We start from the raw sequence: 23,115 nt of genomic DNA on the forward strand, positions 1-23,115 counted from the left end.
TCGTTCCCGAATGACGCGGTCTCCGAGGTGAACCGGTCACCCGTGAGCTGCATTCCGTCACCCGAGTCACCCGCGAACCGGATAATCACCCGGTCGAGCCGGCGAACCTCCTTCGCACCGGCTCCCTCACCGATGGCTGGCTTGCGCTGTCCACCGACGAGAGTCTCCTCGGTGCCGTCGGCCTCATCGGCATGCTCGGCTGGGCTACTGACATGGCTGCTCACTGAACTGGACCTCCCTTGAGGCGGCTGCTCGGGTCGACCGTCCCACTGGTCGTCCCAGGGGCCACCCTACGTGGGTAAGGGTGCCCTTCCCTGGACCGCTCATATCGTGGACGTCCCTTTGAGACACTTTGTTGCCCCTATTTGTCACAATTTATCCACCCCCGTGGACTTTCTGGTACGAGGCTCCCCGCTCATTCTTTGGGTCTAGGACCATCGGTCGGATCAGTAATGATCAGAGTTGGTCAATTACGAGTTGAGGTAGGTCAACACGGCAAGCACTCGCCGGTGGTCCCCGTCGCTGGGTGAGAGGCCCAGCTTGAGGAAGATGTTGCTCACATGCTTCTCGACGGCACCGTCGCTCACAACGAGCTGCCGGGCGATCGCCGAGTTGGTCCGCCCCTCGGCCATCAGACCGAGGACCTCCCCCTCGCGGGGGGTGAGTCTGGCCAGAACGTCCTGCTTGCGGCTGCGGCCCAGCAACTGGGCGACCACCTCGGGGTCCAGCGCCGTACCGCCCCGGGCGACCCGTACGACGGCGTCCACGAACTCCCGCACATCCGCCACCCGGTCCTTCAGGAGGTAGCCGACGCCCCGGCTGCTGCCCGCCAGCAGCTCCGTGGCGTACTGCTCCTCCACGTACTGCGACAGCACCAGCACCCCGATGCGGGGGTGGTCCTTGCGCAGCCGCACCGCAGCCCGTACACCCTCGTCCGTGTGGGTCGGAGGCATCCGTACATCGGCCACCACCACATCGGGCAGCGCGTCCTGAGCCGCCAGCTCGGCGATTGTCTTGATCAGCGCTTCTCCGTCGCCGACGCCGGCCACCACATCGTGCCCGCGGTCGGTGAGCAACCGGGTCAGGCCCTCTCGAAGCAGCACTGAATCCTCGGCGATGACCACCCGCACTCGGTCCTCCACTGACTGACGCCCCCCTGTAGATCCCATTCCCGCCTGTACACACCAGCATCCCAGTATCGGGACCGGAGTGCGGAAGCGCGGGAGGCGACAGCGCCGGGAGCGAGGTGTTGTGGGGCTCGCACGGGTCGGCCCGTGGCCGGGTCGGCCGATCGCTCGGCCGACCCGGCCACGGGCCGCGCGGGCCGCGGGCCCGGGTCAGCCGCGCCAGGGCAGCTCCGCCGTGACCGTGGTCGGGCCGCCCGCCGGCGAGTCGACGGCGAGGATTCCGTCGACGGCGCCCAGCCGCTCCGCCAGCCCCGCCAGACCGCTGCCCGCGGTGAGGTCGGCGCCGCCCTGGCCGTCATCGGTGACCTGGACCATCAGCCGCCCGTCGGAGTGCCAGACGTCCACCGAGGCCCGGCGGGCCCGCGCGTGCTTGCTGATGTTCTGGAGCAGCTCGGAGACGGTGAAGTACGCGATGCCCTCGATGGCCGGGGCCGGGCGGTCCGTGAGATCCACCTCGACGGTCACCGGAACCGTGCAACGGGACGCCACCGCCGAGAGGGCGGCGCTCAGCCCCCGGTCGGTGAGGATGGCCGGGTGGATGCCCCGGGCGAGGTCCCGCAGCTCACGGAGGGCGAGTTTGACCTCGCCGTGGGCCTCGTCGACCATCGTGGCCGCCGCCTCCGGGTCCTCCAGGAGCTTCTCCTTCGCGAGCCCGAGATCCATGGCGAGGGCGACGAGCCGGGCCTGGGCGCCGTCGTGGAGGTCGCGCTCGATGCGGCGGAGGTCGGCGGCGGCGGTGTCGACCACCACGCCCCGGTCCGACTCCAGCTCCACCACGCGGTTCGCGAGCCGGGAGGGGCCGAGGAGCCCGCTGATCATCAGCCGGTCGACATGGGCGGAGCCCCGGATCAGCCCGGCGGCGACCAGCACGGTCCCGAGGCCCAGTACCGAGGTGCCGGCGATCTCGAAGGGCGTGTCCAGGAAGAACGCGTTGCCCTTGCCGTCACCGAAGAGCTGGATGCCCGGCTGGTCGGTGTAGGCGGGCAGGGTCCACTGCCAGAGGGGGTACGCCAGCAGTGTCCAGCCCACGGCCCAGGTGGTGACGGTCATCACGAACGCGACCACGGCCCAGGGGAGGTGCAGCAGCGCGTAGAGCAGATGACGCCAGGACGTACCGCTCTTGAGGACCGCGCCGACCCATGGCATCAGCCCGCCCGCCCGGGGGGAGACCGGCTCGGGGCTGTCCACGTCGAGCCGCAGCAGCACGCGCGCCCGGCTCCGCTCCAGGGCCCCGAAGCCCCGGCAGGTCGCGAGACCGGCGGCCAGTACCGGAATGCCCAGGAAGGTGACGAGCAGCCCCGCGCTCAGCGCGACGGTGACCATCGCGAAAGTGAAGAGGATCACACTGATCGGCAGGCTCAGCACCAGATAGCCGAACTCCCGCCAGGTGCGTGCCTCGAACGGCGCTCGCAGAACGGGAGGGATCAGGCGGACGCGGTCATCGTTCCGGTCCTGCCGCGCCGGGTGGTGATCCGTGGCCATCGGGGTCGTCCGTTCTGCGAGGCGGGCTGTCATGACACCCAGAGTGCGCCGCCGGCGGGGGGCGGCACCATGCGGCCGGTTCCCGTCTCGGGGCGGGGGTTTTCCCCACCATGGAGGGCGTCCGGCGCTGTCCCGGCCGCCCCTGGGCTCCCGTCAGCGGGGCCGGCGCGGGGTCGGTCCCGTCGCGGGGGCCTGTCGCGGGGGCCCGTCGCGGAGTCCCGTCGCGGGGTCTCGTCGCGGGGTCTCGTCGTGGGGTCCGAGCGCTCAGCCCGGGTTCGGCGCGGGGCCCCTGCTCGGAGTCCCGGCTCGCGGCTCAGCCCAGGGTTCGGCGCGCGGTCCCGGCTCGGGGCTCGCCCGGGGCGCGCTCGCGCCAGGGCACCTCCACCGTCACCCTGGTGCCCCCGCCCGCCGGGGAGTCCAGGACGAACAGCCCGTCCACCGCCCCCAGCCGCTCCGCGAGCCCGGACATCCCGGTGCCCGCGTCCAGCCGTGCCCCGCCCACCCCGTTGTCACCGACCTGGATCAGCAGCCGGTCCGCGGTGCGCCACACCTCCACCGACGCGCTCGTGGCCCGCGCGTGCTTGCTGATGTTCTGGAGCAGCTCGGAGACGGTGAAGTACGCGATGCCCTCGATGGCCGGGGCCGGCCGTTCCGTGAGCTCCACGGTGACCTTCACCGGGGCCGTGCAGCGCGCCCCGATGGAGGAGAGGGCGGCGCTCAGCCCCCGGTCGGTGAGGATGGCCGGGTGGATGCCCCGGGCGAGGTCCCGCAGCTCCTGAAGGGCGAGTTTGACCTCGCCGTGGGCCTCGTCGACCATCAGGGCCGCCGCCTCCGGGTCCTCCAGGAGCTTCTCCTTCGCCAGACCCAGCCCCATGGCCAGGGCGACCAGCCGGGCCTGGGCGCCGTCGTGGAGATCGCGCTCGATGCGGCGGAGATCGGCGGCGGCGGTGTCGACCACCACACCCCGGTCCGACTCCAGCTCGGCGACGCGCCGCTCCAGCTCGTCCGACGGCGAGAGCAGCCCGCGCACCATCGCCCGGTCGGCGTTGGCCAGGGCGCGCGCGATGAAGGGGAGCACCGGCCAGAGCACGAAGAAGCCCACCGCCACCGTGGCGAAGGTCAGCACCCCCCAGGGCAGCCGGATGAAGCAGTAGAGCAGCGACCGCCAGCCCACCGGGTCCTTCAGCCCCTGCCACAGCGGGGCGAGCATCCCGGACCGCTGCCTCCGCGCGCTCCGGAGCGGGCTCGGCTCATCGATCCGTACGCCCAGCAGCGCGCGGGCGCGGGCCCGTTCCGACCGGCCGAGCAGCCGCGCGCCGGCCAGCCCGGCCACGAGCAGCGGCAGTCCGATCACCGTCACCGACAGCCCCGCCCCGAGGGCGATTGTGAACGCCGCGTAAATAAAACCGATCAACGCGGCGGGCAGATTGGCCAGGAGGTGGGCGACCTCCTTCCAGGTGGGCCCGGACAGGGCGAAGCCGACGGGCGGCGGCCGGTCGCCGCCGGACGCTCCGGGCGCGGGGGTGTCGGAGACGGTCTTGGTCACGGTCATGGATGCCAGCCTGCACGGCCGTGACGCCCCGAGCCATGGGGTACCTCGGCGGGTGGAAGTGGGGATATCCCCACCCTATGCGTGACGCGACTGCTTACCGCCGCTTTAGCAGGGCCTAGACTCCCGTGGGTACAGAACACAGATCACCGGGCAGATCGCCGACCGCGTCCGCAGGATCGCGGCTCGCGGTAGGGCTTGATCTGCGAAATCGAGGTCAGGGAGCGAGGGGCGGACGTGCCGGAACCGACCGTGGCCGTGCTCGCGGCGGACGACTACTACGCCAGTTACTCCGTCGTCGGGCTGCTGGCGCTGATCGGCGTCCTGTTCGTGGCGGTGGCTTTCGGGGCGGGGCGGCTGCTGCGGCCCGTGGTCCCCACGCCGGAGAAACTGCTCACCTACGAGTGCGGAGTGGACCCGGTCGGCGAGGGCTGGGCGCACACCCAGGTCCGCTACTACGTCTATGCGTTTCTGTATGTGATCTTCGCGGTCGACTCGATCTTCCTCTTCCCGTGGGCCACGGTCTTCGCCGCGCCCGGATACGGCGGGACGACCCTGGTGGAGATGTTCATCTTCCTCGGCTTCCTGGCCGTGGGACTGCTCTACGCATGGAAGAAGGGCGTCCTCACATGGACGTGACCCCGACCCCGCCCCAGGGCCCCGCCGCCCCCGCTCCGGTGCTGCTGCCCGAGCCCAAGGTGGGCATCCTCTCCCGGCTGGCCCCCGAACCGATGAAGGTGGTCCTCAACTGGGGGCGCCGCTACAGCCTGTGGGTCTTCAACTTCGGGCTCGCCTGCTGCGCCATCGAGTTCATCGCCGCCTCCATGGCCCGCCACGACTTCATCCGGCTCGGTGTCATCCCCTTCGCGCCGGGCCCGCGCCAGGCCGACCTGATGATCGTCTCGGGCACGGTGACGGACAAGATGGCACCGGCGGTGAAACGTCTCTACGAGCAGATGCCGGAGCCGAAGTACGTCATCTCCTTCGGCGCCTGCTCCAACTGCGGCGGCCCCTACTGGGACTCCTACTCCGTCACCAAGGGCGTCGACCAGATCATCCCCGTCGACGTCTACGTACCCGGCTGCCCGCCGCGCCCCGAGGCACTCCTCCAGGGAATCCTGAAGCTCCAGGAGAAGATCGCCCGCGAGTCGCTCGGTGAGCGGTACGGGGCGGGCCGCGCGTCGGTGTCCGAGCTGCGCAGCGGCCTGGTGGCCGCACCCGAGCCCACGGCTCCCGGGGGCGAGAAGTGAGCGCGTACGACCGTCTTCCCGACACAGTCACCGAGATCTTCGGCCCGGACACGACCGCCGAACTGGCCTACGACCTCCTCACGGTCGATGTGCCGGCCGACCGGTGGATCTCCGCGCTGGAGACCGCGCGCGACGAGCTGGCCTGCACCTACTTCGACTGGCTGAGCGCGGTCGACGAACCCGGCACCGGCTTCCGGGTCTGCGCCCATGTCGCCTCCCTGGGGGGCGGCCGGGTCCGCCGGCTGCTGCTGCGCACGACCGTGCCGCACGAGGCTCCCGTACTCCCCACGGCCGTGGGGGTCTACGCGGGCGCGGGCTGGCACGAGCGGGAGACGCACGAGATGTTCGGCGTCGGCTTCACCGGCCATCCGCACCTGGTGCCGCTGCTGCTCCCGGAGAACTTCGAGGGGCACCCGCTGCGCAAGGACTTCGTCCTCGCGGCGCGGGTGGCGAAGGCGTGGCCCGGCGCGAAGGAGCCGGGTGAGTCCGAGCACGGCGGGCCCAAGCGGCGCCAGATGCTCCCGCCCGGCGTCCCCGACCCCAACGAGTGGGGCCCGCTCAAGGGCCAGCTCCCTCCGGCCCCGGCCCGTCCGGCCCGCACCCCGCGAGCGGCGGGAGCGGCAGCCGGCGAGCGCCCGGCCCGCCGCGCCCGCACGGCCTCCGACGGCTCGGCCTCCCAGCCGGCCACCCCGGGAGCGGCGGGAGCGGCCAGCCCGGAGCGCCCGCCGCGCCGCGCCCGCACGGCGTCGGAGGGCCCCGCGAGCCGCCCCCCGGCCCCGACCCCGGACGCCCCCTGGCACCACCCCCACCCGACCACCCCCGCTCCGGACGAGAAGAGCACCACCACCCCGCCCGGCCCGGCCTCTGCCCCGGGCAAGGCCGTCCCCACCTCCCCGCCCTCCACCCCGGACAGGGAGAGCAGCACCACTCCAGCCCGTCCGGCGATGGAGGACACCCCTGCGCCCTCGGCGCCCGAGCCGGACCGGGCCCCCGAAAGCCCGTCCCGCCCGGCGCCCGAGCCGGACCGGGCCCCCGAAAGCCCGTCCCGCCCGGCGCCCGAGCCGGACCAGGCCCCCGAAAACTCAGCCCGTCCGGCGATTGAGGACGGCCCCGAGCCCCCGGCACCCGAGCCGGACCGGAAGCCCGAGCCCCCCACCGCCAACCCCCACCCCACCCCCTCCCCGGGAGGCGACCCCGCGTGAACGACGCTCTCGACGTCGCCCTCCGGCTCCTCATCGTCTTCGCGGTCTTCCTCGTCCTCCCCCTCGTCGTCGGGCAGGCCGAGCACAAGATCATGGCCCATATGCAGGGCCGCCTCGGCCCCATGTACGCGGGTGGTTTCCACGGCTGGGCCCAGCTGGTCGCCGACGGTGTGAAGTTCGCGCAGAAGGAGGACGTGGTCCCGGCCAACGCCGACCGCCGCATCTTCCAGCTCGCCCCCGCCGTCGCCCTCCTCCCCTATCTCCTGGTGCTCCTCGCCATCCCGATCGGCCCGACCGAGGGCGCGGTCGGCCAGGTCATCGACGCGGGCATCTTCTTCGTCCTCGCCGTCATGGGCGTCGGTGTGCTCGGTTCGCTCATGGCGGGCTGGGCGTCCGCGAACAAGTTCTCCCTCCTCGGCGGCCTGCGGACCGCCGCCCAGCTGCTGGCGTACGAGCTGCCGATGCTGCTGGCCGCCGCCTCCGTCGCCATGGCGGCGGGCACGGTCTCCCTCCCCGGCATCCTGAACGCCTGGGAGTGGTGGTGGCTGCCCTGGCAGATCGTGGGCGCCCTCGTCTTCTTCGTCGCGGGCCTCGCCGAACTCCAGCGCCCTCCCTTCGACATGCCGGTCGCCGACTCCGAGATCATCTTCGGCGCCTACACCGAGTACACCGGTCTGCGGTTCGCCCTCTTCCTGCTCGCCGAGTACGCGGGCATCGTGATCATCTGCGGCCTGACCACCGTCCTCTTCCTGGGCGGCTGGCACGGCCCGATGGGCGCCGACGGCCTCGGCTGGGTCTGGACCCTCCTGAAGACGGCCGTGCTCGCCTTCATCGTCATCTGGCTGCGGGTGAGCTATCCGCGCATGCGTGAGGACCAGTTGCAGAAGCTCGCCTGGACCACCCTCGTCCCCCTCGCTCTCGCCCAGATCGCCCTCACCGGCGTCGTGAAGGTGGTGATCTAGAAACCATGCCTCCCATCCCCGGCTCCGGCCTCGCCAAGGGCCTGGCCGTCACCCTCCGCACGATGACGAAGAAGACCGTCACCGCGCAGTACCCGGACGTCCAGCCGGAGCTGCCGCCCCGTACGCGTGGTGTGATCGGACTGTTCGAGGAGAACTGCACGGTCTGCATGCTCTGTGCCCGTGAGTGCCCCGACTGGTGCATCTACATCGACTCCCACAAGGAGACGGTCCCGGCGGTGACTCCCGGGGGCCGCGAGCGCAGCCGCAATGTCCTCGACCGGTTCGCCATCGACTTCTCGCTCTGCATGTACTGCGGTATCTGCATCGAGGTCTGTCCTTTCGACGCGCTGTTCTGGTCCCCGGAGTTCGAGTACGCCGAGACCGACATCCGCGAACTCACCCATGAGCGGGACAAGCTCCGCGAGTGGATGTGGACGGTGCCCGCACCGCCCGCACTCGACCCGGGTGCCGAGGAGCCGAAGGAGATCGCGGCGGCCCGCAAGACCGCCGAGAAGCTCGCCGCCGCCCAGGCACCCCCGGCCGAGGAGCCCGCCGCCCAGGCGCCCCCGGCCGAGGAGCCCGCCGCCCAGGCGCCTCCCGCCCAGGAGCCCGGCTCGGGCCCGGCCACCCCGCCCCCCGGTACCGGAGGCACCGCATGATCCTCGCTGCCGGGACTCCGGGCTTCCTCTCGCCGACCGGTGTCGAGATCGCCTTCCTCCTCGTCGGCATCGCCACCCTCGGCGCCGCCGTCATGACCGTCACCACCAAGCAACTGGTGCACGCCGCCCTCTGGCTGGTGGTGGCGCTCGGCGGCCTCGCCGTCGAGTACCTGCTGCTCACGGCGGAGTTCATCGCCTGGGTGCAGGTCCTGATCTATCTCGGTTCCGTGGTCGTCCTCCTGCTCTTCGGGCTGATGCTCACCAAGGCGCCCATAGGCCGCTCCCCGGACGCCGACTCCGGCAACCGCTGGGTCGCCCTCGCCGTGGCGGGCTCGGCCGCCGCCGCCCTGGTCTGGGTGGTGGTGGACGCCTTCCGCACCACCTGGATCGATCTCGACGGGCCGGTCCAGGGCTCCACCGAGGTCACCGGCTCCATCCTCTTCCGGCACTGGGTGCTGCCCTTCGAGGCCCTCTCCGTGCTGCTGCTCGCCGCCCTCGTCGGCGCCATCGTGCTCTCCCGCAAGCACGCCGAAACCGCCAAGGGCTCCGAGACGGACCCCGAGGGGAAGAGCTGATGCACCTCGCCTATCCCGCCGTCCTCAGCGTCCTTCTCTTCTGTACGGGCGTCTACGGCGTCCTCGCCCGGCGCAACGCGATCCTGGTCCTGATGTCCGTCGAGCTGATGCTCAACGCCGTCAACCTCAACCTCGTCGCCTTCGACGTCTGGCTGCGCGACGCCCTCCACTCCGGTCAGGCGCTCACCCTCTTCACCATCGCCATCGCCGCCGCGGAGATCGGCATCGGTCTGTCGATCGTCCTGATGGTCTACCGCAACCGCGGCAGCTCGGACGTCGACCGGCTCCGCGACACCGCCGAGGGCCCCGACGACAGCTCCGACGACCCTGACGGGACCGCTCCGGCGCAGCGGACGCAGAAGGCAGAGGCCACCGCGTGACCACCACCACCCTCGCCGTCCTCGTCCCCCTCCTTCCGTTCCTGGGCGCGGCGGCCGGACTCCTCCTCGGCCGGAAGGCCCCCGGGTTCGTCCGGCCCCTGGCGATCCTCCCGGTCCTCGCCTCCGCGGTCCTCGCGGTCGTCGTCGCCGTCCGCCAGGGCGGCGGAGCGGCCATCGACGCGGCCACCCGGCTCACCCCGACGGGCTCGGTCCCCATCGACCTCGCCCTGCGCCTCGACGGCTTCGCCGTCCTCGTCGCCGTCCTCGTCGGGGTCGTCGCCACCTGTGTGCAGATCTACTCCACGGCCTATCTGCGCGACGACCCCCGCTACCCCTCCTACGCCGCCCTGGTCTCCCTCTTCACCGCCGCGATGCTGCTCGTCGTCTACTCCGGCGATCTGATGGTGCTCCTGGTCGGCTGGGAGATCATGGGCATCTGCTCGTACTTCCTCGTCGGCCACTACTGGGAGACGCCCGAGGCGCGCGCCGCCTCCCTGAAGGCGTTCCTGGTCACCAAGCTCGGCGATGTCCCCTTCCTGATCGGTCTCTTCGCACTCGCCACCGACGCCGGGACGTTCCGGATCACCGGAATCCTCGACGCGGTGGAGACGGGCGGGATCGACCACCCCACCCTGGTGGCGCTGCTCCTGCTGGCGGGCGTGGCGGGCAAGTCGGCGCAGTTCCCGCTGCACACCTGGCTGCCCGACGCGATGGCGGGCCCCACCCCGGTCTCCGCCCTGATCCACGCCGCGACCATGGTCGCGGCCGGCATCTACTTCGTGGCCCGGCTCCTCCCCGTCTTCGCCGCCTCCGCCGCGGCGCTGACCGTCCTCGCCGTGATGGCCGCGATCACCATGGTCGGCTCGGGGATCGCCGCCCTCGCCCAGGACGACATCAAGCGCGTCCTCGCCTACTCGACCATCGGCCAGCTCGGCTACATGGCCGCCGCCCTCGCCGTCGCGGACCGCGGTGCCGCCGTCTTCCACCTCCTGTCCCACGGCGCCTTCAAGGCGCTGCTCTTCCTCGCCGCCGGTGTGGTCATCCACGCCGCCGGCACCAACTCCCTCGCCGCCATGTCCCGCATGACCGGCCTGGCCCAGCGCATCCCCGACGCGTACTGGACGATGACCATCGCCCTGCTCGCGCTCGCCGCCATTCCCCCCTTCGCCGGCTTCTTCTCCAAGGAAGCCGTGCTGGTCGCCGCCGAGCACACCGCGCTCGGCGACCTCGGCCCCGCCCCCGCCGCCGCCGGCTGGACCGTGCTGACCGCCGGCCTGCTGGCCGCGCTGCTCACCGCCGCCTACGCGGCCCGGCTGTGGCTGCTCGCCTTCCGCGGCCGGGGTGAGGAAGCCCCCGACCACGGGCGCGAGCCGCGCGCCATGACCTCCGTGCTGTGGCTGCTCGCCGTGCCCTCCCTCGGTTTCGGCGCCACCTTCGGCTATGTCGAGGGCTGGTTCGACGGCAACCGCCTCGCTCCCACGGTCGTCACCGCGGTCCTCGGCACCGGCGCGGCCCTGATCGGCGCCCTCGTCACCTACGGCGCCTGGCGGACCCTGCGCCACCGCGACGGCACCCTCCCGGACCGGATTCCCGAGGGCGCCGTCGTCGCCCACCCGGACGCCGGCCCCGCCGCCGTCGAGGCCGAAGCGGTCACCACCCACACCGCCGCCTACGGCAGCATCACCACCGCCCCCGACCCCGCCGACCCCGGACGCCTGCTCCTGGGCCCGCTGCACCGCCACGCCGCGTCCGGTTTCCACCTCGACGCCGTCTACCACCAGCTCTTCGTCCGCCCCGTCCTGGCCGCCGCCGAACTGGTCCGCTTCCTCGACCGCGAGGTCGTCGACACCTATGTGCGCGGCGCGGGCACCGGCGGCAACTGGCTCGGCATCCTCGTCCGGCGCGCCCAGACGGGCAATGTGCAGACCTATCTCAGCGCGCTGCTCGCGGGCACCGTCGTCCTGGCGGTCGCCGCCGTCGTCCTGTCCAACGCCAACGCGGGATCGTGAACCGTGATCGATATCAGCGAGTCCGTGATGCAGTTCCTTCTCGCGTTCATCGTCGCCGGGCCGCTCCTGGGGGCCGTGGCCGCCCTGCTGCCCGCCCCGCCCGGACTGCGGGGCAGCAGCCCTGAGCAGGCGGTTCTGCGCCATGGCGTGACCATCACCGGCGCCGTCCTGGCCGCGGCGATCGTGCTGCTGATCGGCTTCGACCACGACAACCCGTCGAGGATGCAGGCCACGACGGACATCAGCTGGATTCCGGCACTCGATGTGCGCATCCACCTCGGTGTCGACGGCATTTCCCTCCCCCTTCTGGTCCTGACCGCGCTGCTGACCTTCCTCTGCGCGCTCTACAGCTACTTCAAGCTGCCCGCGGGCCCCTCCCCGAAGGCCTTCGTCGCCCTGCTGCTGGTGCTGGAGTCGGGGACGCTCGCGACCTTCGCCGTCCTCGACCTGCTGCTCTTCTTCCTGGCGTTCGAGATGGTGCTCATCCCGATGTACTTCCTCATCGCGCGCTGGGGCGGCGCGGCCCGCGCGCCCGCAGCCTGGAAGTTCATCCTCTACACCCTGCTCGGCTCGGTCGTCATGCTCCTGGGCCTGCTGCTGATCGGGCTTCAGTCAGGCACATTCGACATGGTGGCACTCGCCACTGACAACGGCCGCGGGCTGACCGCGTCCACGCAGGTCATCGCCGTTCTGGCGATCGGGATCGGCCTCGCGGTGAAGACCCCGATGTGGCCGCTGCACAGCTGGCTCCCGGATGCCCACACCGCCGCGCCGACCGTCGGCTCCGTCCTGCTGGCCGGTGTGCTGCTCAAGATGGGCACCTACGGCTTCGTCCGGATCGTCCTGCCCATCGCGCCCGACGGCATGCGGACCTTCGCCCCCTATCTCGCCGCCTTCGCCGTCGTCGGCATCATCTACGGCTCCCTCGCCTGCCTCGCCCTCGCCAGGCAGGGCGCGGGCGGCGACCTCAAGCGTCTGATCGCGTACTCCTCCGTCGGCCACATGGGCTTCGTGCTCCTCGGCATCGCCACCATGACGCCCACCGGCGTGAACGGCGCGCTCTTCGCCAACATCGCCCACGGCCTCATCACCGGCCTGCTGTTCTTCCTGGTCGGAGCCCTCAAGGACCGCTACGGCACCGCCGATCTCGACACCCTCGCGGGAGCCACCGGCGCCGCCCTCTACGGCCGCGCGCCCCGGCTCGGCGGGCTGCTCGCCTTCGCCGCCGTCGCCTCGCTCGGACTGCCGGGCCTCGCCGGGTTCTGGGGCGAGATGCTCGCGCTGTTCGGCGCCTTCGACCCGGCGCCCGGCCTCAGCCGCCCCGCCTTCCTCACCTTCATGGTGATCGGCGGCTTCGGCACCCTGCTCACCGCCGCGTACCTCCTGATCGTGGTCCGCCGCGTCTGCATGGGCGCGGCACGGACCAGGGAGCAGGAGGAGAAGCCGGTCGCCGACGTCCAGACGTACGAGATCGCCGCCTGGTCGCCGCTCGTCGCCCTCACCGTCCTCGCCGGACTGTGGCCCGCGGTCCTCCTCGGCCTCACCGACCCGGCCGTGCAGAAGCTGCTCGCAGGAGGCAAGTCGTGATCACGACCATCGACGGCGCCATCGCGGGCGCCGCACCCGGTTCCGCCGACACCGCCGGCCTCGGCAGCGCGTCGGGCGTCACCAGCCTGGTCCAGTCCGTCGACTGGCTCACGATCGCGCCGCCCGTCATCACCGCCGCGGTCGCCCTGCTCTGCCTGGTCGCCGACCTGTTCGTACCGGAGCGGCACAAGCGCCTCCTCGGCCTCGGCGCGGTCGCCGGACTGACCGCCGCGATCCTCAGCCTGGTACCGCTGCGCGGCGGCGAGCGCGAGACGTTCTGTCTCACCACCGACACCGCCACCTGCAGCTACACCGCCGACCACTTCACGCTGGCCATCCAGCTCCTGGTGCTCGGCGGCGCCCTGCTCACCGCGCTGCTCTCGCTGCACCACAGCCGCGACGAGCTGCCGCTGGGCGAGTACTGGTTCCTGCTGCTCTCCTCCGCCGCCGGTGCCGCCCTGCTGCCCGCCGCGCGGGACCTCGCCACCCTGGTCGTCGCCCTCGAAGTCGCCTCCCTGCCCGCCTTCGCGCTGGTCGGCATGCGGCGCGGCGACCGGCTCTCCAGCGAGTCGGCGCTCAAGTTCTTCCTCTCCTCGGTCACCGCGACCGCCGTGACGCTGCTCGGCGTCAGCTTCGTGTACGCCACCACGGGCACCCTCCACCTCACCCGGATCGCCGCCGAGCTGGGCGATGTCCCCGGACAGCTGGACACCCTCGCCAAGACGGGCGTGGCGCTGACCCTCATCGGCTTCGCCTTCAAGACGGCGGCCGTCCCCTTCCACTTCTGGGTCCCCGAGACCTATGTGGGCGCCCCGCTGCCCATCGCGGCCTTCCTCTCCGTGGTCGGCAAGGCCGTCGGCTTCTCCGGGCTGATCCTGGTCACCGTCATCGCCTTCCCCCGCTACGCCGATGTGTGGGGTCCCGCCCTCGCCGTGCTGGCCGCCGTGACCATGACAGCGGGCAATGTGGCGGCCCTGCGCCAGTCCGCCACCCGCGACTGGAGCGCCGTACGCCTCCTCGCCTGGTCGTCCGTGGCGCAGGCCGGCTACATCCTGGTGCCGATCGCCGCCGCCGCGTACTCCAGCGACGACCAGATCGGCGCGACCGTCTCCTACGCCCTGATGTACGCCGTGGTGAACCTCGGCGCCTTCGCGGTGGTCGCCCTCGTGGCCCGTACGAAGCCGCTGAACCGGATCGCCGACTACCGCGGCCTCTACGCCACCCGCCCGCTCGCCGCCCTCACCCTCGGTTTCTTCCTGCTCTGCCTGGCCGGGCTGCCGCCGGGCATCATCGGCCTCTTCGCCAAGGTGATCGTCTTCTCCTCGGCCGTCGACGCGGGCCTGGGCTGGCTGGCGGTGGTCATGGCCGTCAACGTGGTGATCGCGCTGTACTACTACCTGAAGTGGACGGCCGTCCTCTTCCGCGCCCCCGCCGAGGCCCCCGCCGCCGAGGCCGCGGGAACGGACCCGGCGGTCACCGGCCGCCCGCACCGGGCGCCCACCGCCGTCACCGTGGCCATCGCCCTGACCGCCGTCGCCGGAGTCGTCCTCTCCGGCTATCCGCAGCTGATCCTCCGCTTCGCGGCGACCAGCCTTTTCTGACCCTTCACCCGAACGGACCGGCCCCGGTCACGGAGCACAAGGGAACTGGCGTCCTTCGCCTGGCGTTGACCAGTACAGAAGGGTCCACTGGAGAGTGGAGATCCACGCAAAAGGGTTCCCCTGCCGCACCACCTGGAGGGCGTACCGTGCACCGCCGGCACAACGGGCTGAAGACCGCCGTACTCCTCGGCGGACTGTCCGCTCTCATCCTCGTCATCGGCAGTTTCTTCGGCCGTACGGGGCTCCTCGTCGCGCTCGTCATCGCGCTCGGCACCAACGCCTACGCGTACTGGAACAGCGACAAGCTGGCGCTGCGGGCCATGCGCGCCCGCCCGGTGAGCGAGTTCGAGGCCCCCGAGCTGTACCGCATCGTCCGCGAGCTCTCCACCTCGGTCCGCCAGCCCATGCCCCGGCTGTACATCTCACCGACCCAGGCCCCCAATGCCTTCGCCACCGGCCGCAACCCGCGCAACGCCGCGGTCTGCTGCACCGAGGGCATCCTCCGGCTGCTCGACGAGCGCGAGCTGCGCGGCGTCCTCGGCCATGAGCTGAGCCATGTGTACAACCGGGACATCCTGATCTCCTCGGTCGCCGGCGCGCTCGCCTCCGTGGTGATGTTCCTGGTGAATTTCGCCTGGCTGATCCCCATCGGCCGCTCCGACGACGACGGCCCCGGCTTCGCCGGCATGATCCTCATCCTGATCCTCGGCCCGGTGGCCGCCTCCATCATCCAGCTCGCCGTCAGCCGCTCCAGGGAGTACGAGGCGGACGCATCGGGCGCCCAGCTCACCGGTGACCCGCTCGCCCTCGCGAGCGCCCTGCGCAAGCTCGAAGCCGGTACGAGACAGCTGCCGCTGCCCGCCGAGCCCCGGCTGGAGACGGCGAGCCACATGATGATCGTCAACCCCTTCCGACCGGGCAAGGCCCTCTCGAAGATGTTCTCCACCCACCCGCCCATGGCCGAACGCATCGCTCGACTCGAACAGATGGCAGGTCCTCGCCCATGAAGACGATCCTGAATGTCATATGGCTGGTTCTGTGCGGTTTCTGGATGTTCCTGGGCTACATGCTCGCGGGCGTGCTGCTCTGCGTCACGATCATCGGGATTCCGTTCGGCCTGGCCGCCTTCCGCATCGGCGTCTACGCCCTCTGGCCCTTCGGCTACACCGTGGTCGACCGCCGGGACGCGGGCGCGCCCTCGTGCGTCGGCAATGTGCTCTGGCTGGTGCTCGCCGGCTGGTGGCTCGCGCTCGGGCACATCGTCACCGGTGTCGTCCTCTGTCTGACGATCATCGGTATCCCCCTGGGCGTGGCGAACTTCAAGCTCATCCCGGTCTCCCTGCTGCCCCTGGGCAAGGAGATCGTCCCCTCGGACCAGCCGTTCGCCACCCGCTGACCCCACCCCCTGACACCGGCCGCCGCCCCTGACCCGGCCGCTCCCGGGCCGGCTGTCAGTGGCGTCGGTCACCCTGGAGACATGTCCCCGCTCCGACGGGACATACGTCAGTCAGAGACATCGCGGAGGCAGCCGCGCGGGTCGGCGGCCCGCTCCGTGCAGGCCCTTCCGCAACCACGGCGGTGACATCCGGCGTCCTCGGTACCGCAGGGGTACAACACCGTCAGAAAGGCAGGTTCAGGGCGTGAGCATCATCAGCTGGATCATCCTCGGTCTGCTCGCCGGGGCCATCGCCAAGCTTCTGCTCCCGGGCCGGGACCCGGGCGGACTGATCGTCACCACCCTCATAGGCGTCGTCGGCGCCTCCCTGGGCGGCTGGATCTCGGCACGCTTCTTCGACCGGCCCTTCACCAAGGAGTTCTACGACGGGACCACCTGGGCCGCCGCGATCGGCGGATCACTGGTGCTGCTGATCGGCTTCCGGCTGCTCTTCGGGCACTCCCGCTCCCGCTGAGCCCCGGCGGCCCGCACCCCCGGGGCGACACGCGACCGCCCCGGCCGCACCCCCGTCCCCCGCGGGCCGGTCCTCCGCCCCTCCGTTCCAGCCCGTCAGCCGGTCAGTCCGGTCTCCCTCAGGGTGATGTTCAACCGCCCTCCACGCATCCCCGTCTCCGGACCCGCCGTCCCGGGAAACACCTTCGGCACCCCGTGGTACGCGAGGCGCGCGGGGCCGCCGAAGACGAAGAGATCGCCCGACACCAGCCTCACATCGGTGTAGGGGCGCCCCCGGGTGCGGGTGTTGCCGAGCCGGAAGAGACAGCTGTCGCCGATGCTCAGCGACACCACCGGGGCACTGGACCGCTCCTCCTTGTCCTGGTGCATCCCCATCCTCGCCGCACCGTCATAGAAATTGATCAGCGCGGTGTCGGGGGTGTACGAGCGGGCCGCCGGACCCGTGCCTCCGGCCTCCCCGCTCTCCCCGTACGCCGCCACCAGCGCCGCCCGGCCCAGTTCCGTCAGCCATCCCGGGAAATCGGCGACCCGGGCCCCGTTCACATCGTCGGCCGTCCGGCTGTAGCGGTACGGCTGCCAGTGCCAGCCCAGACACACCGTCCGCACCGACATGACGCCACCGTTCGGCAGCGCCGTGTGCCGCAGCGGCACCGGCCCCCGCGCCCAGGCGCGGCAGGCCGTCACCAGTTCCCGCTGCCGCTCGGCCGTCAGCCACCCCGGCACACGCACCGCCCCGGGGGCGATCTCGACCGGCCTGGCCGGCCCGGCGTCCGGGACGAACACCTCGGGGAAGAGCGCCTCCGGACCCCCCGGCGCGCCGGCCCCGGAGCGGGGCGCTCCGCCGCCCGTCACCCCGCCGTCCAGCCCTCGAGTCCCAGGAGGTGCTCCTTGCGCTCCAGCCCGGCCGCGTAGCCGCGCAGCGCGCCGTCCGAACCGATCACCCGGTGGCACGGCCGCACCACCAGCAGCGGATTCCGCCCGATCGCGGTCCCCACCGCGCGTACCCCCACCCGGGAGGTGCCCACCCGCTGGGCGATCTCCGCGTAGGTGGCCGTCGACCCGTAGGGGATCTCCTCCAGCGCCCGCCAGACCCCGCGCTGGAACTCCGTGCCGCTCTCCGCGAACTCGATATCGAACCGGGTCAGCCCGCCCGCGAAGTACGACTCCAGCTGTGCGGCGATCTCCGCGAAGGCGGCCGGGTCCCGCCGCCACTCCTCCCGGACGGTGGCGGCGCCCTTCTGGCCGGGCAGCGAGAGCGAGACGAGCGCGGTGCCGCCCGGTGCGGTCGGGGACGCCTCGCCGACCAGCAGCATCTCGCCCAGCGGGCTGTCCACGGTCGTGCGGACCGTGGTGCGGACCGGCGCGTGGACCGGCGTACGGGCCGTCGCCGTACCGGTCGTCGTCGTGGGGACCGTGGTGGTGGCCATGGCTCGTTCCTCTCCTCGTGCCGTCCTGCCTCTCGCCCACCAGTCTGCGACGTGCCGGCGGCGGAAGCTGGCGGGAATCGGACATCGCGCAGCCGCAGCCGCAGCCCCGGCCCACGGCACCGCACGCGGACGCCCGGGGGCGGGGCGCGGAAACCTCCCCGCACCCCGCCCCCGGGCGTCCGTCCCCGCGAGCCGCACCGGCGGGCAGCCGTCCCACGGCACCCGCCCGGCCCCGCGGGGGTCAGCGGTAGTTCACGTACTGCAGCGCGAAGTCGAAGTCCTGGGACTTCAGCAGCGCCTGCACGGCCTGGAGGTCGTCACGGCTCTTGGAGCTGACCCTCAGCTCCTCGCCCTGCACCTGCGCCTTGACGCCCTTCGGGCCCTCATCGCGAATGATCTTCGCCACCTTCTTCGCGTTCTCCTGGGAGATTCCCTCCACGATCGAGGCGAAGATCTTGTACTCCTTGCCGGAGAGCTGCGGCTCCCCGGCGTCCAGCGCCTTCAGTGAGATCCCGCGCTTGATCAGCTTGGACTGGAAGACGTCGAGGATCGCGTTGACGCGCTCCTCCGAGTTCGCCTGCAGCAGGATCTTCTCGCCGGACCAGGCGATCGAAGCCCCGACGTTCTTGAAGTCGTAGCGCTGGGAGATCTCCTTCGCGGCCTGGTTGAGCGCGTTGTCGACCTCCTGCCGCTCGACCTTCGAGACGATGTCGAAACTGGAGTCGGCCATGTCCTGTGGCTCCTTGTATCGGGGTGCGTGGAGGGCGGCCGGAGTCCCCGAACCGCTCGGCCAAGCCTAGCCACCCCGCAAGGCCCCGGCCGCTGATCAATCCGGTGGCGGAGCACCCCTGGGCATCGGGTATCGTTTACGTCGTTGCCAAGGAGCACCGCCACAGAGCGGCCCCCTCCGAGGCGGCAACATCCCATGGCGGTGTGCCCGAGTGGCCAATGGGAGCGGACTGTAAATCCGTCGGCTTAGCCTACCCAGGTTCGAATCCTGGCGCCGCCACGCGATAGAGATGGCCCCTGATCAGCGGAGACGCCGATCAGGGGTCATTTTCGTGGATCGTGTGGATCGCGCGGCCCGTGGATGCGCTCCGAACGGTCAGCCGGTCAGCCGGTCAGTCGGCCAGCCGGAAGGTCAGCTCGATCTCCCATTTGGCCGGATCGGGCTCCACCCGCGGATCGGTCAGATACGACTCAAGGCGGCACCCCCACCGCTCCACCCCGTCCACCTCGGTCATGTCCCACTCCAGCCCCCGGCGGGCGGCCCAGGACCGCAGCGCGGTGGCCACACCGAAGAGCTGGTCCGGATGGCCGGTGAAGCCGACCGTGGCATAGCGCCCGGCCGGCAGGGCGCCGACCCGGATGTCCCCCTCGGGCTCGGGCATGGAGGTGACCGGGATACCCGCCTCCACCTCCGACTCGCCCGCCATGTCGATGGTGTTGAAGCGGAAGAAGGGCGCGCCGGCGAAGGCGACACCGTGCGCCGTCAGCCAGCCGATCAGCTCGCCGAGGCGGTCGGCGATCACTCCGAAGGCATCCATGCGGACCGAGCCGCGGATGAAGGCGTACACCTGCTCCCCGCGCTCCACGATCACGGGCTGGACATCAGGTGTGTCAGGCGTGTCAGACATGTCATCGCTCATACCAGAGAAGACCCGGCGGCCGGTGCCGACTCATCGGCCACCCGGAGACGATCACTCCACGGCGCCGTTCATCTGCGCCGGATGCGCCCATGCGCCCCATGTGCTCCCCGCGCCGGATGCGCTGGGTGTGTCGGATGAGGCAGGTGTGCTGGTTGCGCCCGATGAGACCGATACCCGTGCCTTCGCCGGGCTCCCGGGCTGTGCCCGTGCCTCCGCCGAGCCCCCGGGCTCTGCCCGTGCCTCCCTCCCCCCGGCCGGGTCCTCCGCCGGCAGGCGACAGCCCGGCGCACGCCCCCCGGGAGGGAAGGCCCGGGTGCGGGCCCTCATCCGAGGGCCCGCACCCTTCGAGGCGTCCGGCCACCGGCCGCCCAGGGCCGGTCAGCCAGGGCCACCGAGGCCGCCGGGGCTTCCGAGCCGCCGAAGCCCCGCCGCCTCAGCGGCGACCCGTCAGGAAATCACCTTGATCGCCTGCCAGCCGCCCGTACCGACCACGGTCGGCGTCCCGGCGACCACGACCGGCGCCCCCGCCGGGTCGACGGTCTTGCGGCTGGGGATGAACTCCAGGCCCGCCGTGGCGTTCGCCGTGGTGGTCCACAGGTCGGAGACACCGTCCCCGTTGGAATCGCCGCTCGCCGTGACCAGCGGCCGGGCGGCCGGGGTCCAGCCGGTGGCGTACGCGGCGCGGTTGGCGGAGTTGCCGATGGACGAGGGGTCGGTGCCGCCGTCCGGGGTACCGTCGCCGTCCGCGTCGCCCATGCTCTTGCCCCGGTAGAGCCAGACCGCCCCATTGGTGGTGTCGCGGGCGATCAGATCGGTGAAGGTGTCGCCGTTGACATCACCGGGAGAGGCGAGGGTCATCTTGCCCCACCCGTAGTCGCCGATCGGGTAGCCCGCCCGGATTCTGCCGCCCGGAGCCCCGGGCAGGAACCAGAGCTGGTCGCCGATGACACCCACGAAGTCGGGGTGGTGCCCCTCGCCGTCCGGGGTGAGGTCCCCGACCGAGACGATCTGCTTGAGCGCCTTGACGTCGATGGACGGAAGACCCGTCTCCTCGTCCCCGAAGACATAGAACTCCTGGCGGGTGTCGTCGGTGAACGCGCCCTGGCCGTCGTTCGGGTAGTACCAGAGCCTGCCGTCCTTCGTCCGGGCGACGAGGTCCTCGTAGAAGTCCTCGGTCAGATCGCCCCGGTGGGTCAGCAGCGCGTCCCCCCAGGCCGTGGTCTCGGACAGGACGACCGAGGTGGCGACGGAGCCGTTGCCGGTGCCGCCGTACAGCCGGAGGTTGTTGTAGCCGTCGACCGCGAACATGTCGGGCAGACCGTCACCGTTGACATCACCCGGCTTGTCCACCACACCGGGGCTCTTCACCGTGAACTTGTACGGGTAGCGGGGGCCGGCGTTCCCGGCCGCGTCGAAGGCCTGCACATAGAGGGTGTGCGGGCCGGGGGTCAGCGGGGTCACCGTCGCCTTCGCCGGACCGCCCTTGACGGCGGGCTTGGCGGAGACGTTCGGCGGGGTGCGGTCCAGAGCCCACTTGTACTCGACGATGTCCGAGGTGCCGGGCGTGTTGAACACGAACTCGCCCGGGGTGCGGGGCAGCGCGCCCTCAGGGCTGTCCCCGGTGAGCTGCTCCGGGTAGACGGCGCCGGTGGAGACGACCGTGGGCATCACCGACGGAGCCGTCGGGTCGAACCCGAAGCGGCAGCCGGACGAGCCCTGGCTCGGCGTCCAGTCGGAGGCGAACGCCGGATCGGCCACGTCCTCGGTCTGCGCCTTCCAGGAGAACTGACCGCCGCTCGCGCCCTTGTGGTCGTCCAGCAGCTTCTTGGGCACGGTCACCCGGACCGGTACGCCCTTCGGGTCCTTCGCCGAGACGGTCGCCTTGACCCTCCTCTCGAAGAGGAGACCGGGCGCGACATCGCGCTTGCCCGTCGCCCAGAGATGGAACTCGACGTTGACATCACCGCCGTCGGGGTCCCAGACCTGCGAGACAAGAGTCACATCGGTGTTGCCGACGGTGACGTAGGAAGCGCCGTTGCCGCACTCGGTGCCGACCTTGGTGCTGGGGACGGTGTCCATCGCCCAGGGGGCCTTCGGCGGGCGGTTGAACTCGACGATCAGCTTGGCGTCCGGCTTGAACTTCTTCCAGCTGTACTCGTCCTTGCCGTCCTCGGCGCTCTGCGGCGCGCGCAGACCGAAGGTGAGGTTGGGGTAGTTGTTGGCGGCGGCCTTCTGGGCCGCGTGGTTGGCCTTCAGGTCGATGGCCTTGTCGGGGCAGCCGAAGGTCTCGTTGCCATGGGCGTAGTTGCGGACGTCCTGCCGGGTGTCCCAGGCGGGCTGCTTGCTCCAGGTGGTGGCGGAGCTGATGCCTCCGGTGAGCCAGAGCTCGACCGGCTTGGCGGTGCAGGACCAGGAGTGGGTCTGGGTGATCTGGAACTGCGCGTCGACCACCTTCACACCGGCGAGGAACGCGGAGTCGACCCGGAAGAACGACCGGGCGGTCCCTCCCGAGCTGCTCTCGTAGCCGACGCGGGCCTCGCTGGTGGTGCCGCCGCCCCAGCCCGTCCCGTTCCAGTAGCTGCTGGTCGGATGGGGCTTGTACGCGATGGTCCAGGCCTGGCGGGCGCCGGTGACCCGGGGGTCGATGTAGACCGGGTACGTCGTCTTCGGCGAGTCGAGGAGCGCCTGGTCGGGGGTCAGGATCAGCTTACTCTGCGTGACCTGAACGCCGACCTCGGCGCTGTTGGTCCCGGGGTTCAGATCCGACGGGGGCGCGGCTTTCGCGGTCGTCGGCCTGGCGACGGGGGCCTTGCGGCCCTGGGCGCCGGGCGGGGTGGTCCCGGACGCCGTGTCGGTGCCGGACGAGTCCCACATCCGGGCGGTCGAGGTCGAGAAAACCGACTGTCCGGCGGGGTTGAGGGCGCTGATGGCACCGCTCTCGGGGTCCTTCCTCAGCGTCAGCCCCTCGGCCTTCAGACCGAAGTCGATGGCGGCCAGTTCGGGGTTGTCGGCCGCCTGCGCCGACTTGACGATCAGGGCCTGGCTGAAGCCGTTGACGCTCGCCGCCACGGCGAGGTCGACATCCGGCAGGACGTTACGGTACGTAGCGGTCGAGCCGTCGAGGACCGGCGCGGGCAGCGGCGTGGGCCAGCTCAGCGACAGGGTGCGGCCCTGGTCGGCGAGGACCACCAGCGGGGCGTCACCACCGGCCGAGAAGGTGACCTTGCCGAGGGCGGCCCGGGGCGCGACGCGCCCCGCGACCGGGGCGAGCGTGGTGTCCACGGGGGTCCAGGAGCCCTCGCGCTTCACCCGGACCGGGGAGGTGTGCTGGGTCTGGCGGAGGTTTCCGTTGGGCAGTGCGTGGGTCTCGCTGATCTCGGTCCGCGCCGAGAGGACCTCGACCGGTTCGCCGGTCCGCCGGGCCTTCTCCAGCGCATGCTCCTCCGAGCCCGCCGGCGCACCGGAGGCACTGGTTCCGGAGGGCTTCCCCTCCGTGGCGGCGGAGGTCGTCGTCCCGAGGGGAGTGAGCCCCAGAGCGCCTCCGACCAGCACTGCGGCCAGGGCGCCTCGTGCGGTGCGGCCCGCTCCCCGTCTCTTCGTGGGTATGTCTGGCATGGACCAAATCCCCTTGATCTCTTCACTTCAAGAGCAACTTTCGGCGGAAGAGTACACGGCGCTCGGATGGGA

General features: G+C 71.5%; 21 protein-coding genes, 1 tRNA gene and 1 pseudogene. 14 read left to right on the top strand and 9 right to left on the bottom strand.

The features are described 5' to 3' along the window. From ABT122_RS21860 to ABT122_RS21875, 4 genes and pseudogenes are all read right to left on the bottom strand, one after another. Positions 1 to 224, bottom strand: a pseudogene (locus tag ABT122_RS21860) (2-oxoacid:acceptor oxidoreductase subunit alpha); the annotation flags it as partial. Positions 225 to 470: 246 nt separating this feature from the next. Beyond that, positions 471 to 1,169, bottom strand: coding sequence for a response regulator (locus tag ABT122_RS21865; RefSeq protein WP_351554678.1), 699 nt, complete (start codon positions 1,167 to 1,169; stop codon positions 471 to 473). A 168-nt stretch (positions 1,170 to 1,337) separates the two neighbouring features. Next, the gene (locus ABT122_RS21870; protein ID WP_351554681.1) at positions 1,338 to 2,669 is read right to left on the bottom strand and encodes a sensor histidine kinase; all 1,332 of its coding nucleotides are present in this window, start codon (positions 2,667 to 2,669) and stop codon (positions 1,338 to 1,340) included. A gap of 313 nt (positions 2,670 to 2,982) precedes the next feature. After that, on the bottom strand, positions 2,983 to 4,221 hold the full coding sequence (locus tag ABT122_RS21875; protein WP_351554684.1) for a sensor histidine kinase: 1,239 nt from the start codon (positions 4,219 to 4,221) through the stop codon (positions 2,983 to 2,985). 234 nt (positions 4,222 to 4,455) lie between these two features. Between ABT122_RS21875 and ABT122_RS21880 the strand changes: the two genes are divergently transcribed. From ABT122_RS21880 to ABT122_RS21940, 13 genes are all read left to right on the top strand, one after another. Continuing rightward, the gene (locus ABT122_RS21880) at positions 4,456 to 4,857 is read left to right on the top strand and encodes an NADH-quinone oxidoreductase subunit A (protein WP_351554687.1); all 402 of its coding nucleotides are present in this window, start codon (positions 4,456 to 4,458) and stop codon (positions 4,855 to 4,857) included. Then, positions 4,848 to 5,468 carry an NADH-quinone oxidoreductase subunit B gene (locus ABT122_RS21885; protein WP_351554690.1) on the top strand — a complete coding sequence of 207 codons (621 nt, stop codon included), beginning with the start codon at positions 4,848 to 4,850 and terminating at the stop codon, positions 5,466 to 5,468. The genes ABT122_RS21880 and ABT122_RS21885 overlap by 10 nt, the downstream gene beginning before the upstream one ends. Then, a complete protein-coding gene (locus ABT122_RS21890) occupies positions 5,465 to 6,670 on the top strand; it encodes an NADH-quinone oxidoreductase subunit C (protein ID WP_351554693.1) in 1,206 nt (401 codons plus the stop codon). The genes ABT122_RS21885 and ABT122_RS21890 overlap by 4 nt, the downstream gene beginning before the upstream one ends. Then, positions 6,667 to 7,632, top strand: a complete 966-nt coding sequence (locus ABT122_RS21895) for a complex I subunit 1/NuoH family protein (RefSeq protein WP_351554696.1) — start codon at positions 6,667 to 6,669, stop codon at positions 7,630 to 7,632. The genes ABT122_RS21890 and ABT122_RS21895 overlap by 4 nt, the downstream gene beginning before the upstream one ends. Before the next feature lie 5 nt (positions 7,633 to 7,637). After that, positions 7,638 to 8,291 (top strand): NuoI/complex I 23 kDa subunit family protein, encoded by a 654-nt coding sequence (locus ABT122_RS21900; RefSeq protein WP_351554699.1) that lies wholly within the window; start codon positions 7,638 to 7,640, stop codon positions 8,289 to 8,291. Next, complete coding sequence (locus ABT122_RS21905) at positions 8,288 to 8,866, top strand: NADH-quinone oxidoreductase subunit J family protein (RefSeq protein ID WP_351554702.1); 579 nt, start codon at positions 8,288 to 8,290, stop codon at positions 8,864 to 8,866. The genes ABT122_RS21900 and ABT122_RS21905 overlap by 4 nt, the downstream gene beginning before the upstream one ends. Beyond that, positions 8,866 to 9,246, top strand: coding sequence for an NADH-quinone oxidoreductase subunit NuoK (gene nuoK / locus ABT122_RS21910; RefSeq protein WP_351554706.1), 381 nt, complete (start codon positions 8,866 to 8,868; stop codon positions 9,244 to 9,246). The genes ABT122_RS21905 and nuoK overlap by 1 nt, the downstream gene beginning before the upstream one ends. After that, positions 9,243 to 11,255: an NADH-quinone oxidoreductase subunit 5 family protein gene (locus tag ABT122_RS21915; RefSeq protein ID WP_351554709.1), complete on the top strand. Its 2,013-nt coding sequence runs from the start codon at positions 9,243 to 9,245 to the stop codon at positions 11,253 to 11,255. The genes nuoK and ABT122_RS21915 overlap by 4 nt, the downstream gene beginning before the upstream one ends. A gap of 3 nt (positions 11,256 to 11,258) precedes the next feature. Next, on the top strand, positions 11,259 to 12,842 hold the full coding sequence (locus ABT122_RS21920) for a complex I subunit 4 family protein (protein ID WP_351554712.1): 1,584 nt from the start codon (positions 11,259 to 11,261) through the stop codon (positions 12,840 to 12,842). Positions 12,843 to 12,928: 86 nt separating this feature from the next. Further along, complete coding sequence (locus ABT122_RS21925) at positions 12,929 to 14,443, top strand: NADH-quinone oxidoreductase subunit N (protein WP_351554825.1); 1,515 nt, start codon at positions 12,929 to 12,931, stop codon at positions 14,441 to 14,443. Between the two features lie 146 nt (positions 14,444 to 14,589). Beyond that, positions 14,590 to 15,450, top strand: a complete 861-nt coding sequence (gene htpX, locus ABT122_RS21930) for a zinc metalloprotease HtpX (RefSeq protein ID WP_351554715.1) — start codon at positions 14,590 to 14,592, stop codon at positions 15,448 to 15,450. Next, the gene (locus ABT122_RS21935; RefSeq protein WP_351554718.1) at positions 15,447 to 15,839 is read left to right on the top strand and encodes a YccF domain-containing protein; all 393 of its coding nucleotides are present in this window, start codon (positions 15,447 to 15,449) and stop codon (positions 15,837 to 15,839) included. The genes htpX and ABT122_RS21935 overlap by 4 nt, the downstream gene beginning before the upstream one ends. 244 nt (positions 15,840 to 16,083) lie before the next feature. Beyond that, positions 16,084 to 16,353, top strand: a complete 270-nt coding sequence (locus ABT122_RS21940; protein WP_351554720.1) for a GlsB/YeaQ/YmgE family stress response membrane protein — start codon at positions 16,084 to 16,086, stop codon at positions 16,351 to 16,353. A gap of 95 nt (positions 16,354 to 16,448) precedes the next feature. Here ABT122_RS21940 and ABT122_RS21945 read toward each other — a convergent pair whose 3' ends face one another. The 3 genes from ABT122_RS21945 to ABT122_RS21955 all read right to left on the bottom strand — a co-directional run bounded on the left by ABT122_RS21945 (position 16,449) and on the right by ABT122_RS21955 (position 18,509). Next, positions 16,449 to 17,135, bottom strand: coding sequence for an alpha-ketoglutarate-dependent dioxygenase AlkB family protein (locus ABT122_RS21945; RefSeq protein ID WP_351554828.1), 687 nt, complete (start codon positions 17,133 to 17,135; stop codon positions 16,449 to 16,451). 65 nt (positions 17,136 to 17,200) lie between these two features. Further along, on the bottom strand, positions 17,201 to 17,665 hold the full coding sequence (locus ABT122_RS21950; RefSeq protein ID WP_351554831.1) for a methylated-DNA--[protein]-cysteine S-methyltransferase: 465 nt from the start codon (positions 17,663 to 17,665) through the stop codon (positions 17,201 to 17,203). A gap of 355 nt (positions 17,666 to 18,020) precedes the next feature. Further along, a complete protein-coding gene (locus ABT122_RS21955; RefSeq protein WP_351554724.1) occupies positions 18,021 to 18,509 on the bottom strand; it encodes a YajQ family cyclic di-GMP-binding protein in 489 nt (162 codons plus the stop codon). Between the two features lie 197 nt (positions 18,510 to 18,706). Between ABT122_RS21955 and ABT122_RS21960 the strand changes: the two genes are divergently transcribed. Next, positions 18,707 to 18,788: transfer RNA gene (locus ABT122_RS21960), tRNA-Tyr, on the top strand. 112 nt (positions 18,789 to 18,900) lie between these two features. On the opposite strand, the gene ABT122_RS21965 is transcribed toward ABT122_RS21960, so the two are convergent. Then, positions 18,901 to 19,416, bottom strand: coding sequence for a GyrI-like domain-containing protein (locus ABT122_RS21965; RefSeq protein ID WP_351554727.1), 516 nt, complete (start codon positions 19,414 to 19,416; stop codon positions 18,901 to 18,903). Positions 19,417 to 19,875: 459 nt separating this feature from the next. Then, positions 19,876 to 23,043 carry an FG-GAP repeat domain-containing protein gene (locus ABT122_RS21970; protein WP_351554730.1) on the bottom strand — a complete coding sequence of 1,056 codons (3,168 nt, stop codon included), beginning with the start codon at positions 23,041 to 23,043 and terminating at the stop codon, positions 19,876 to 19,878. Positions 23,044 to 23,115: the final 72 nt, after the last annotated feature.

It is taken from the genome of Streptomyces sp. NPDC001985, assembly GCF_040296845.1.
In the GTDB taxonomy this organism is placed as follows: domain Bacteria; phylum Actinomycetota; class Actinomycetes; order Streptomycetales; family Streptomycetaceae; genus Streptomyces.

Excerpts from the sequence above, each read along its gene's own strand:
- ABT122_RS21965 (WP_351554727.1), bottom strand. The coding sequence starts at position 19,416 with ATGTCTGACACGCCTGACACACCTGATGTCCAGCCCGTGATCGTGGAG.
- ABT122_RS21900 (WP_351554699.1), top strand. The coding sequence starts at position 7,638 with ATGCCTCCCATCCCCGGCTCCGGCCTCGCCAAGGGCCTGGCCGTCACC.
- ABT122_RS21950 (WP_351554831.1), bottom strand. The coding sequence starts at position 17,665 with ATGCTGCTGGTCGGCGAGGCGTCCCCGACCGCACCGGGCGGCACCGCG.
- ABT122_RS21865 (WP_351554678.1), bottom strand. The coding sequence starts at position 1,169 with ATGGGATCTACAGGGGGGCGTCAGTCAGTGGAGGACCGAGTGCGGGTG.
- nuoK (WP_351554706.1), top strand. The coding sequence starts at position 8,866 with ATGCACCTCGCCTATCCCGCCGTCCTCAGCGTCCTTCTCTTCTGTACG.
- ABT122_RS21955 (WP_351554724.1), bottom strand. The coding sequence starts at position 18,509 with ATGGCCGACTCCAGTTTCGACATCGTCTCGAAGGTCGAGCGGCAGGAG.
- ABT122_RS21875 (WP_351554684.1), bottom strand. The coding sequence starts at position 4,221 with ATGACCGTGACCAAGACCGTCTCCGACACCCCCGCGCCCGGAGCGTCC.
- ABT122_RS21970 (WP_351554730.1), bottom strand. The coding sequence starts at position 23,043 with ATGCCAGACATACCCACGAAGAGACGGGGAGCGGGCCGCACCGCACGA.
- ABT122_RS21905 (WP_351554702.1), top strand. The coding sequence starts at position 8,288 with ATGATCCTCGCTGCCGGGACTCCGGGCTTCCTCTCGCCGACCGGTGTC.
- ABT122_RS21870 (WP_351554681.1), bottom strand. The coding sequence starts at position 2,669 with ATGGCCACGGATCACCACCCGGCGCGGCAGGACCGGAACGATGACCGC.
- ABT122_RS21935 (WP_351554718.1), top strand. The coding sequence starts at position 15,447 with ATGAAGACGATCCTGAATGTCATATGGCTGGTTCTGTGCGGTTTCTGG.
- ABT122_RS21885 (WP_351554690.1), top strand. The coding sequence starts at position 4,848 with ATGGACGTGACCCCGACCCCGCCCCAGGGCCCCGCCGCCCCCGCTCCG.